Source organism: Streptomyces tatrensis, from assembly GCF_049310065.1.
In the GTDB taxonomy this organism is placed as follows: Bacteria; Actinomycetota; Actinomycetes; order Streptomycetales; family Streptomycetaceae; genus Streptomyces.
This window is the reverse complement of sequence record NZ_JBMDLB010000007.1, coordinates 1118600-1130063: the sequence shown is the minus strand read 5'-3', so window position 1 is coordinate 1130063 and position 11464 is coordinate 1118600. Positions and strand designations below refer to the sequence as shown.

Sequence of the window (11464 nt, the reverse complement as noted above, 5' to 3'; positions counted from 1 at the left end):
GGACGTCGCCCCCACGGACGCGGTCCGGGGTCCGGTCCGGCGCCCGTGGGTGGGAGGCTGGACGGTATGAGCGGTGACGGCGTGAGCAGCGGCAGCAGTAGTGGCGGCGGTGGCGGTGGCGGTGGTACGGAGCCGGCGCCCGCGCGGATCCTGGTCGTCGACGACGACCCGACGGTGGCGGAGGTCGTCACCGGCTACCTCAGGCGCGCCGGCTACACCGTGGAGAGCGTCGCCGACGGCCCGGCGGCGCTCGCCCACGCCGGGCTCGTCCGGCCGGACCTGGTCGTACTGGACCTCATGCTGCCGGGTCTGGACGGGCTGGAGGTGTGCCGCAGGCTCCGCGCGACCGGCCCGGTACCCGTGATCATGCTGACCGCGCGGGGCGACGAGGACGACCGGATCGCCGGACTGGAACTGGGCGCCGACGACTACGTCACGAAACCCTTCAGCCCGCGCGAGCTGGTCCTGCGGGTCACCTCCGTGCTGCGGCGCGCGGCGGCCGCCGGGGCCGCGGCCGCCGCGGGGGCCGGTGCGGCGGAGGCCCGCCTCAGGGGCGCCGGGATCACGCTCGACCCGGCCACCCACCGGGCCGCGAAGGACGGGCGCGAACTGGCGCTCACGGTCCGCGAGTTCGACCTCCTCGCGCACTTCCTGCGGCATCCGGGCCAGGCGCACGGGCGGGAGGAGCTGATGCGCGAGGTGTGGGGCTGGGACTTCGGGGACCTGTCGACGGTGACCGTGCACGTACGCCGCCTGCGCGCCAAGGTCGAGGAGGACCCCGGGCGGCCGAAGCTGATCCAGACGGTGTGGGGCGTCGGCTACCGCTTCGAGCCGGGAGAGGTGGCCGCGGCATGAAGGACATACTGCTCATCGCGCTGTTCGCGTTCGGTGGGGCCGTGTGCGCGGGGGCGCTCGGCGCGCTCGTGCTGAGGCTGGTGCGCCACCGGTCGGTGGCGGTGTCCCTGACCGTGATCGCCGCCGTGACGGTCACCGCGATGCTGGCCGGGACGCTCGCCGTGGCCCAGGCGATGTTCCTCTCCCGGCACGACCTCGGGGTGGTCACCCTGGTCGTGGCGATGGCCGCGGTGGTCTCGCTGGCGGTGGCGCTGCTGCTGGGGCGGTGGGTGGTGGCCCGCAGCCGGGAACTGTCCCTGGCCGCGCGGGACTTCGGTGACGGAGGCAGCTTCGCGGCGCCGCCGGGGCTGGCGACCGCGGAACTGGCTTCGCTGTCCCGGGAGTTGGCTGCGACCAGCGAGAAGCTGGCGGTGTCCCGGGAGCGGGAGCGGGCGCTGGAGACCTCGCGGCGGGAGCTGGTGGCCTGGATCTCGCACGATCTGCGGACCCCGCTGGCGGGGCTGCGGGCGATGTCCGAGGCGCTGGAGGACGGCATGGCGGAGGATCCGGCGCGGTACCACCGGCAGATCCGCACCGAGGTGGACCGGCTGAACTCCATGGTCGGGGACCTCTTCGAACTGTCCCGCATCCACGCGGGGGCGCTGGCGCTGAGCCCGAGCCGGATGTCCGTGTACGACCTGGTCGGCGACGCGCTGTCCGGGGTGCACCCGCTGGCGCGGGAGCGCGGGGTGCGGCTCGACGGCGGAGCGGTGGACCGGGTGCCGGTGGAGGTGGACGGCAAGGAGATGACGCGGGTCCTGGCCAACCTGCTGATCAACGCGATCCGGCACACCCCGGCGGACGGCACGGTGGCGATCGCGGCCTCCGTACGGGCGGACGGGGGAGCGGTGGTCGTCTCCGTGACGGACGGCTGCGGCGGCATCCCGCCGGAGGACCTGCCGCGGGTCTTCGACACGGGCTGGCGGGGCACCCCGGCGCGGACGCCTCCGGCGGGGGTGGCCTCGGTACCGGCGCCTCCGGCCGGGGCCGGGCTGGGGCTGGCGATCGTACGGGGCATCGTGGAGGCGCACGCGGGGCGGGCGGCGGTGCGGAACGTTCCCGGAGGGTGCCGGTTCGAGGTGACCCTGCCGGTGCCGGCCTGAGGCCGGGCACGACTCGTTCAACAGTCGGCCAGGAAGGGGACATGGCCGCGACCAGCCTTTCTGCCGGCTGCTCTCAGGCCTGCGCGAAGTCCCGCATGCCCGTCGTGAAGTCGGTGCGGGGGCGCCAGCCCAGGTCCGTGCGCAGGCGGTGGGAGTCGGCCGTGATGTGGCGGACGTCGCCCAGGCGGAACTCGCCGGTGACGACGGGGGCGGGGCCGCCGTGGGCCGTGGCCAGGGCGGTGGCCATCTCGCCCACCGTGTGCGGGGTTCCGCTGCCGGTGTTGTACGCGGTGCACGCGCCGAGCGGCGTCGAGGCCTCCAGGGCCAGCGCGTTGGCCTCCGCGACGTCCGTCACGTGGACGAAGTCCCGCCGCTGGCCGCCGTCCTCGTACACCTGCGGGGCCTCGCCCCGCGCGAGCGAGGAGCGGAAGAAGGAGGCCACGCCCGCGTACGGGGTGTCGCGCGGCATCCCCGGGCCGTACACGTTGTGGTAGCGCAGCGACACCGCCCGGCCGTCCACGCACCGCGCCCAGGAGGCCGCCAGGTGCTCCTGGGCCAGCTTCGTCGTCGCGTACACGTTGCGCGGATCCGTCGGGGCGTCCTCGGCGACCAGTCCGGGTGCCAGCTCCGAGTCGCAGACGGGGCAGTGCGGTTCGAAGCGGCCGGCGGCGAGGTCGGCGGCGCGGCGCGGGCCCGGGCGGACCACCCCGTGGTGCGGGCACTCGTACCGGCCCTCCCCGTAGACCACCATCGAGCCGGCGAGGACCAGGTCCCGGACCCCGCCCTCCGCCATCGCGGCCAGCAACACCGCCGTGCCGAGGTCGTTGTGCGAGACGTACGCCGGGGCGTCCGCGAAGTCCTTGCCGAGGCCGACCATCGCCGCCTGGTGGCAGACGGAGTCCACCCCGCGCAGGGCGGTGCGTACGGCCTCGGGGTCGCGGACGTCGGCCCGCACGAACTCGGCCCCGTCCGCCGGGGGGACGAGGTCCAGGACGAGGGGGTCGTGGCCGTGACGGCGCAGAGTGGTAACGATGTGGGAGCCGATGAACCCGGATCCGCCGGTGACGAGTACGCGCATGGGCCGGGACGCTACGGACTTCCGGGTGCGGTGGGGGGCTCCCACGCCCTGGCGTAAGACTTCCGTCACCTCATTTCGCCACGGTCCGCGACCGTCCGGGGGCAGTGAGTCCCAAGTGGCGCCCGGTACCGGTGCGTTTCGGCGGCGGAGCGACGAAAAGTGACCCTTTTGGTGCCTTGCCAAGTGGCTTGACCGCAACGTAAGCGGGGCATAAGTTCTGCCCCGGCTCGCTCCGTCCGGGTGGGCCGGAACGTCGTCCTCAGGGGGGACCCATGCACTACTTCACCGATGTAGTCAAGCGGTACGCCGACTTCAACGGCCGAGCCCGGCGCCAGGAATACTGGATGTACATCCTCTTCTACGCGGCGCTGGTGATCGTCGCCCTGATCATCGACTTCGCGGTCAGCACCTACCCGCTGTTCTACCTGCTCGTCGTGCTCGGCCTCTTCCTCCCCACGCTCGGGGTGGGCGTGCGCCGGCTCCACGACCAGGACAAGTCCGGCTGGTGGGTGCTGGTCGGCATCATCCCCTTCGTCGGCTGGATCTGGGCGATCGTCCTGATGGCCACCGAGGGCAACCCGAACCCGAACCAGTACGGCCCGAGCCCGAAGGCCGTCAACGCCTGAGCAGGTCCGTGACCGGTAGTGCCGAGCGCCGCCCCTGGCTGGAAACAGCCGGTGGCGGCGCTTTCGCCGTTTCCGGCCGGGTCCGGCGGTCCGCGGTGGCCCCCGGCGGTCCCCGGCCACCGAGCGTGACGTGTGTCTCGTACGGGCTTGCGCCGGGGGGCTGTCCAGACCGACCCGATCACGAGATATCTTGATGTCGAGCAATGTTGCAGACGAGAGACGCAGACTGTGGAGCGGAGCATCCGGTGACTGACTCGACCATCATCTACACGCACACTGACGAGGCCCCGGCCCTCGCGACGTATTCGTTCCTGCCTGTGATCCAGGCGTACGCGTCGACGGCCGGTGTGAATGTCGAGACCCGTGACATCTCCCTGGCAGGCCGGATCATCGCCAGCTTCCCCGAGTACCTGGAAGAGGGCCAGCGGATCGCGGACGCCCTTGCCGAGCTCGGCGAACTGGCGAAGACCCCGGGCGCCAACATCATCAAGCTGCCCAACGTCTCGGCGTCGATCCCGCAGCTCAAGGCCGCGGTAGCCGAGCTCCAGGGCCAGGGCTACGCGCTTCCGGACTACCCGGACGACCCGAAGAGCGACGAGGAGCGCGAGAACCGCGCCCGCTACGACAAGATCAAGGGCAGCGCCGTCAACCCGGTCCTGCGCGAGGGCAACTCCGACCGCCGCGCCCCCGCCTCGGTCAAGAACTACGCCAAGGCGCACCCGCACCGCATGGGCGCCTGGGTCTCCGAGTCGAAGACGAACGTCGCCACCATGGGCGAGAACGACTTCCGCTCCACCGAGAAGTCCGCCGTGATCGCCGAGGCCGACACGCTGCGCATCGAGTTCGTCGACGCCGACGGCGCCGTCACGGTGCTGCGCGAGTCCGTACCGGTCCTCGCGGGTGAGGTCGTGGACGCGTCGGTCCTGCACGTCGACGCGCTGCGCACCTTCCTGAACGACCAGATCGAGCGCGCCAAGGCCGAGGACGTCCTGTTCTCCGTGCACCTCAAGGCCACGATGATGAAGGTCTCCGACCCGATCATCTTCGGCCACGTGGTCCGCGCCTTCTTCCCGAAGACCTTCGCCCGCTACGGCGAGACCCTGGCGGCCGCCGGCCTGTCCCCGAACGACGGCCTCGGCACCATCCTGAACGGCCTGGGCGCGCTGCCCGACGCCGACGCGATCAAGGCCTCCTTCGACGCCGAGATCGCCGAGGGTCCGGCCCTCGCGATGGTGGACTCCGACAAGGGCATCACCAACCTGCACGTCCCGTCCGACGTCATCGTCGACGCCTCGATGCCGGCCATGATCCGCACCTCCGGCCACATGTGGGGCCCGGACGGCGCCGAGGCCGACACCCTCGCGGTCCTCCCGGACAGCAGCTACGCCGGTGTCTACCAGGTCGTCATCGACGACTGCCGCGCGCACGGCGCGTACAACCCGTCCACGATGGGCTCGGTGCCGAACGTCGGCCTCATGGCCCAGAAGGCCGAGGAGTACGGCAGCCACGACAAGACCTTCGAGCTGGCCGCCGCCGGCACCGTCCGCCTCGTCGACGCCTCGGGCGCCACGGTCCTGGAGCAGGAGGTCGCCGCCGGCGACATCTTCCGCGCCTGCCAGACCAAGGACGCGCCGATCCAGGACTGGGTCAAGCTCGCCGTCACCCGCGCCCGCGCCACCGGCGTCCCGGCCGTCTTCTGGCTCGACGAGGGCCGCGCGCACGACGCGCAGCTGATCTCCAAGGTCAAGACGTACCTCGCCGACCACGACACCGACGGTCTGACCATCAAGATCCTGTCGCCGGTCGAGGCCACCGCGTACTCCCTGGAGCGCATCCGCCGCGGCGAGGACACCATCTCGGTGACCGGCAACGTGCTGCGCGACTACCTGACCGACCTGTTCCCGATCCTGGAGCTGGGCACCAGCGCCAAGATGCTGTCGGTCGTCCCGCTGATGAACGGCGGCGGCCTCTTCGAGACCGGCGCCGGCGGCTCCGCCCCGAAGCACGTCCAGCAGCTCGTCAAGGAGAACTACCTGCGCTGGGACTCCCTCGGTGAGTTCCTCGCGCTGGCGGTCTCCTTCGAGCACCTCGCCACCACCACCGGCAACGCCCGCGCCCAGGTGCTGGCCGACACCCTGGACCGGGCGACGGGCACCTTCCTGGGCGAGGACAAGTCGCCGAGCCGCAAGCTGGGCGGCATCGACAACCGCGGCAGCCACTTCTACCTCGCCCTGTACTGGGCGCAGGAGCTGTCGCGCCAGACCGAGGACCCGAAGCTGGCCGCCGCCTTCGACCCGCTGGCCAAGACGCTGGCCGAGTCCGAGGAGAAGATCGTCGGCGAGCTCATCGCCGTCCAGGGCGCCCCGGCGGAGATCGGCGGCTACTACCAGCCCGACGCCGCCAAGGCCTCGGCGATCATGCGGCCGTCCGCGACGCTGAACGCGGCGCTCGCGATCCTCGGCTGAAGTCCGCCAGGGCAGGACTGAGTTCCGTCAGGACTCGGTTCCGTCAGGACTGAGGTCCACCGCTTCCACGGGTCCGCCCCGGTCGGCAGTCGCCGACCGGGGCGGACCCGTTTCCGCGCCCGGTCACAGCGCGCCCGGTCACAGGGGGTGCACCTGCTCCGGTGCGAAGGCCAGCGGGTCGCGTCCGGCGGCCAGGACCCGCAGCCCGGGGGCCACGGCGAGCAGCTCGCGCAGCCAGTCCAGGGCCTCGGACGCGAGGTGCTCGCAGCCGTCGAGGACGAGCAGCATGTCGCGCTCCGCCAGCCACGACGCCGCGTTCGACGTCCCGCACGGCAGGAACGGCATGCCCGGTACGCAGCCCAGTGCGGCGGTCAGGTCGCGGACTCCGAACCGTCTGTCCATGGACACCACGGCCACACCGTCGTAAAAATTGGACGCGAGCCGTTGCCCGATCTCCCGCACCAATAGGCTCCGGGGCTCGCGGAACCGTCCGGTGACGGTCAGCACTTTGCCCCGCCGCACGGCGGTGAAAAGACGGGACAGCTCCGCGGAGGTCACCGGAAACGTACCGGCTCCTCTGGAATCCCTCATCGACACGATGCCCCCCTGCATGCGTGACCTGCGGCAAGAGGGTCGTTTCAAGCCGCATGAAGACGATTATGCGCCATTTCTCGCTAAAGGCCAGTGGAACTCCCTATTCCGGTGAAAAGCCCGTGGCGCCGGTGATCGCAGGAGTTGTACAGGTCACACGCCTTTGTCCAGCGATGGCGAAGAGATGCCTCATGTCCCTTCTCCCGGGGAACAGTTGTCCGGGGGCCCGGAATCCGCTGTACTGCTGCTGTGCCGCCCGATGTACGGGCATGGCGCGGGCATATTCGGGGGAGGACCAGCATGAGTGCGGACCGGCGTCGGTCAGGGCGCGGCACGAAACCCGCGTCGCACCGGCGCCGTGCGGGCTTCCGGCGTCGAAGACCCCTGCTGAGCCTCCTCCTGTCCGCCTTCCTCCTGGCGGGAGTCTGCGCCGCGACGGGCCTCGCCTGGGAGCCCCGTACCGTCGCGGACGCACGGGCCCGTTCGGCGCCCGGCCCGGCCGACACCCTGCCCGGAATCCCGGGCGGCAGCCCCGCGCCCACCACATCCGGCCCCGCCGCCACCGGCCCGGGCACCACCGCCCCGCAGAGCCCGACCGGGCGCGCTCCGGACCCGAAGGCCCAGGGGTCCGGCGCGGACGGCGGAGCGCGCCCCACCGGAGCCCTGCCCTTCGACCTGCCGCAGCCGGCCGCCCTGCGCTCCGGCGCCGCCGGCAAGAAGCTGGTCTTCGCCCACTACTTCACCCCGTACCCGCTCTCCCTGGACAACGCGCCCGCCGAGGTCGACTACTACACCCGCAACTACCTGAAGCCGGACGGCGAGAACGGCAAGCACGAGCGCTACGGCGGCCTGCTGCGCGACCGGCCGCTGCCCGTCGCGCCCAAGGCCGGGGACTGGGAGCTCGCCAACCTCCAGCAGGAGGTCCGCACGGCCCGCGCCGCCGGCATCGACGGATTCACCCTCGACCTGCTCTCCCTCTCCGGGAAGAACCTCGAACGCTGCAAGCTCCTGATGGAGGCGGCCCGTTCGGTGGACCCGGCCTTCAAGGTCATGCTGATGCCCGACATGACCTCCCTGGACACCGACGACCCGGTCGTGCTCGCCGACCTCCTCGCGGACCTCGGCAAGACACCCGCCGCCCACCGGCTCCCCGACGGACGGCTGGTCGTCTCGCCGTTCAAGGCGGAGCAGCAGAGCGCCGCCTGGTGGACCCGGGTCATGGACGTCCTGAAGTCCCGGCACGGCATCCGCACCGCCTTCGTCCCGCTCTTCCTCGACTTCGGCGCGCACAACGGCGCGTTCGAGTCGATCAGCTACGGATTCTCCGAGTGGGGCAGCCGCAGCTACGTCGGCCAGGAGAGCTCCACGCGCGACGTGCGGCGCGCCCACGCCGCGGGCAAGATCTGGATGCAGCCCGTCTCCGTCCAGGACGCCCGCCCCAACCAGGGCATCTATGACGAGGCGGGCAACACCGCGACCCTGCGCGCCACATGGAACCGCGCCATCGAGGACGGGGCCGACTGGGTCCAGCTCACCACCTGGAACGACTACAGCGAGGGCAGCCAGTTCGCGCCCTCCCTGCACAACGGCCATGCCTACCTGGACCTTTCCTCGTACTACCTCACCCGGTTCAAGACGGGCGGCTGGCCGAAGATCGTCCGGGACACGCTGTACCTCAGCTCGCGCACCCAGTTCGCCGCCGCCGACCCGAGCGGCGGCCAGTCCCTCGTGATGTCGCTGCGCGGCGGCAGCGCCGCGGCCCGGGACACGGTGGAGGTGCTGAGCTTCCTGACCGCGCCCGCGAGCATCCGTACGGCCGTGGGAGCGGCCGGGGACACGCACGCGGCCCCGGCCGGGGTCCACTCCGAGCTGCTGCCCCTGAGCCCGGGCACCGGCTCGGCGGCCGTGGTGCGCGACGGCAGGACCGGGGCCCGGGTGGAACTGGGGTACCGGGTGGACCGCACGGTGGAGGTGCAGGACCTCCAGTACCAGGCCGCCAGCAGCGGCCGGAGCTGAGCCCGCCGGGCCCCTGCGGCTACTCTCCGCAGGGGCCGAAGTCCCTTCGTTCGGGACCTTCGTCACCCCATATGTAGTGGTGGCGCGCTGTGGTCATATCCATATGTAGTGTTGGTCTTGCCGGTTCGGCGGGGCCTCTCCCCGACCGAGGCAACAGGGAACCCGGTGGGAATCCGGGACTGCCCCGCAACGGTCAAGTCCGCCACGGCGGACCAGTCCGACACCTGCCGGCACGGGCGCTCGAAAGCGCCCGCCATTCTTCCGTGCCGAGCCTCGTGGGAGGGCCGCCGTGACTGCTGTCGTCGATGCCGTAGAGACCGTGACCGAATACCTGGACCGCCGGGACTGGCGGGTGAACGCCAACGCCAACCAGGGCTATTCACTCGGCGGGCTCATCCTCAACGCCGCCGGCAAGGTCACGGCGAACTACTGGCTGGAACAGGTCTATCCCGCTGCCGTGGCCCGCGCCCACCGCGAGGGCGACCTCCACATCCACGACCTGGACATGCTCTCCGGCTACTGCGCCGGATGGTCCCTGCGCACCCTGCTCACCGAGGGGTTCAACGGGGTCCCCGGCCAGATCGACTCCGCCCCGCCCAGGCACCTGTCCTCGGCCGTCGGCCAGATCGTGAACTTCCTCGGCACCCTGCAGAACGAATGGGCGGGCGCCCAGGCCTTCTCCTCCTTCGACACCTACCTCGCGCCCTACGTCCGCCTCGACGCGCTGACGTACGACCAGGTCAGGCAGTGCGTCCAGGAGCTCGTCCACAACCTCAACGTCCCCTCGCGCTGGGGCACCCAGACCCCCTTCACCAACCTCACCTTCGACTGGACCTGCCCCGAGGACCTGCGCGAGCAGGTCCCGGTGGTCGCGGGGGAGGAGGCCGGATTCACCTACGGCGAGCTCCAGGCCGAGATGGACATGATCAACCGGGCGTACATCGAGGTGATGACGGAAGGCGACGCCACCGGGCGGGTGTTCACCTTCCCCATCCCGACCTACAACATCACCAAGGACTTCGCCTGGGAGAGCGAGAACGCCGAGCGGCTCTTCGCGATGACCGCCAAGTACGGGCTCCCGTACTTCCAGAACTTCATCAACTCCGAGCTCGAACCGAACATGATCCGCTCCATGTGCTGCCGGCTCCAGCTCGACCTCACCGAGCTGCTCAAGCGCGGCAACGGGCTCTTCGGAAGCGCCGAGCAGACCGGCTCGCTCGGCGTGGTCACCCTCAACTGCGCCCGCCTCGGGCATCTTTACGCGGGCGACGAGGAGCGGCTGCTGGCCGAGGTGGACCGGCTGTGCGAGCTCGCCAAGGACAGCCTCGAACTCAAGCGGACCACCGTCCAGGACCTGATCGACGGCGGTCTCTTCCCCTACACCAAGCGGTACCTGGGCACCCTGCGCAACCACTTCTCCACCATCGGCGTCAACGGCGTCAACGAGATGGTCCGCAACTTCAGCCGGGACGCCCACGACATCACCGCGCCCGAGGGTCACGCCCTCGCGGTCCGCCTCCTGGACCGGGTACGGGCCCGGATGGTCGACTTCCAGGAGAGCACCGGCCACCTCTACAACCTGGAGGCCACCCCCGCCGAGGGCACGACGTACCGCTTCGCGAAGGAGGACCGGGCCCGCTTCCCCGGCATCCTCCAGGCCGGCACCGACGCCAACCCGTACTACACCAACTCCTCCCAGCTGCCCGTCGGATGGACCGACGACCCCTTCGAGGCGCTGGAGCGCCAGGACGAACTGCAGGGCAAGTACACGGGCGGCACCGTCCTGCACCTGTACACCCCCGAGCGGATCCCGACGGCGGGGGCCTGCCGCAAGCTGGTCCGGCGCTCGCTGGAGACCTTCCGGCTCCCCTACCTGACGGTGACCCCCACCTTCTCCATCTGCGCGGACCACGGCTACCTGGCGGGGGAGCAGCCCCACTGCCCCACCTGCGGCGCGGAGTGCGAGGTGTGGACCCGGGTCATGGGCTACCACCGCCCGGTGTCCTCCTTCAACATCGGCAAGAAGGGCGAACACGCCGAGCGCGTCCACTTCAAGGCGGCCGTGTGAGCCCCGCCGCGCATCCGGACGAGGTCGTCCGCATCGGCGGCTGGTCCCGGCTGTCCACGTGCGACTGGCCCGGCCGGCTGGTCACCACCGTCTTCTGTCAGGGCTGCCCCTGGAGGTGCGGCTACTGCCACAACCCCGGCCTGCTGCCCGCCCGGGCCCCCGCCGCCGTCTCCTGGGACGAGGTCCTCGGCCACCTCGCCCGCCGGACGGGGCTGCTCGACGGGATCGTCTTCTCGGGCGGCGAACCGCTGCTCCAGCGCGGTCTGCCGCAGGCCGTACGGGAGGCCCGCGCGCTGGGCATGGAGGTGGGCCTGCACACCGGGGGAGCCTTCCCGCGGCGCCTGGCCCGGCTGCTCGACGCCGGCCTCCTCGACTGGGTCGGCTTCGACGTCAAGGCCCCGCCCGGCCGGTACGAGAGGGTCACCGGCATCGGACACGCCGCCGCCTCGGCCGAGCGCAGCCTGCGCCTCCTGCTCGCCTCGGGGGTGCCCCACCAGCTCCGCACCACGGTGGACCCGGCCCTCCTGGACCCGCCCGCCATGGCCGACCTGGACGCCTGGCTCGCGGACCTGGGCGCGGGGGCCACACACCGCCAGACCGTGCGCCCGCCGGCGGCCTGAGCG

General features: G+C 71.5%; 9 protein-coding genes and 1 riboswitch. Of the genes, 7 read left to right on the top strand and 2 right to left on the bottom strand.

The window, feature by feature from the left end; genetic code table 11:
* Nucleotides 1–147 precede the first annotated feature (147 nt).
* On the top strand, nt 148–855 hold the full coding sequence (locus ACODT5_RS08855) for a response regulator (RefSeq protein WP_422519598.1): 708 nt from the start codon (nt 148–150) through the stop codon (nt 853–855).
* Nucleotides 852–1997, top strand: coding sequence for a sensor histidine kinase (locus ACODT5_RS08850; protein WP_422518628.1), 1146 nt, complete (start codon nt 852–854; stop codon nt 1995–1997). Before ACODT5_RS08855 ends, ACODT5_RS08850 begins: the two co-directional genes overlap by 4 nt.
* Before the next feature lie 73 nt (nt 1998–2070).
* On the opposite strand, the gene ACODT5_RS08845 is transcribed toward ACODT5_RS08850, so the two are convergent.
* Nucleotides 2071–3075: an NAD-dependent epimerase/dehydratase family protein gene (locus ACODT5_RS08845; protein WP_422518627.1), complete on the bottom strand. Its 1005-nt coding sequence runs from the start codon at nt 3073–3075 to the stop codon at nt 2071–2073.
* A 272-nt stretch (nt 3076–3347) separates the two neighbouring features.
* Between ACODT5_RS08845 and ACODT5_RS08840 the strand changes: the two genes are divergently transcribed.
* Together ACODT5_RS08840 and ACODT5_RS08835 are read left to right on the top strand one after the other, a co-directional pair.
* The gene (locus tag ACODT5_RS08840) at nt 3348–3701 is read left to right on the top strand and encodes a DUF805 domain-containing protein (RefSeq protein WP_422518626.1); all 354 of its coding nucleotides are present in this window, start codon (nt 3348–3350) and stop codon (nt 3699–3701) included.
* Between the two features lie 245 nt (nt 3702–3946).
* On the top strand, nt 3947–6166 hold the full coding sequence (locus ACODT5_RS08835) for an NADP-dependent isocitrate dehydrogenase (RefSeq protein ID WP_422518625.1): 2220 nt from the start codon (nt 3947–3949) through the stop codon (nt 6164–6166).
* A gap of 138 nt (nt 6167–6304) precedes the next feature.
* Here the strand turns inward: ACODT5_RS08835 and ACODT5_RS08830 are convergent, their stop codons facing one another.
* Nucleotides 6305–6724: a hypothetical protein gene (locus tag ACODT5_RS08830; RefSeq protein ID WP_422518624.1), complete on the bottom strand. Its 420-nt coding sequence runs from the start codon at nt 6722–6724 to the stop codon at nt 6305–6307.
* Between the two features lie 333 nt (nt 6725–7057).
* On the opposite strand from ACODT5_RS08830, the gene ACODT5_RS08825 reads away from it, so the two are divergent.
* The 3 genes from ACODT5_RS08825 to ACODT5_RS08815 all read left to right on the top strand — a co-directional run bounded on the left by ACODT5_RS08825 (nt 7058) and on the right by ACODT5_RS08815 (nt 11461).
* Nucleotides 7058–8773, top strand: a complete 1716-nt coding sequence (locus tag ACODT5_RS08825; protein ID WP_422518623.1) for a glycoside hydrolase family 71 protein — start codon at nt 7058–7060, stop codon at nt 8771–8773.
* Nucleotides 8774–8877: 104 nt separating this feature from the next.
* Nucleotides 8878–9019: riboswitch (cobalamin riboswitch) on the top strand.
* Between the two features lie 43 nt (nt 9020–9062).
* Nucleotides 9063–10841 carry a ribonucleoside triphosphate reductase gene (locus ACODT5_RS08820; protein ID WP_422518622.1) on the top strand — a complete coding sequence of 593 codons (1779 nt, stop codon included), beginning with the start codon at nt 9063–9065 and terminating at the stop codon, nt 10839–10841.
* Nucleotides 10838–11461 carry an anaerobic ribonucleoside-triphosphate reductase activating protein gene (locus tag ACODT5_RS08815; RefSeq protein WP_422518621.1) on the top strand — a complete coding sequence of 208 codons (624 nt, stop codon included), beginning with the start codon at nt 10838–10840 and terminating at the stop codon, nt 11459–11461. The genes ACODT5_RS08820 and ACODT5_RS08815 overlap by 4 nt, the downstream gene beginning before the upstream one ends.
* Nucleotides 11462–11464 lie beyond the last annotated feature (3 nt).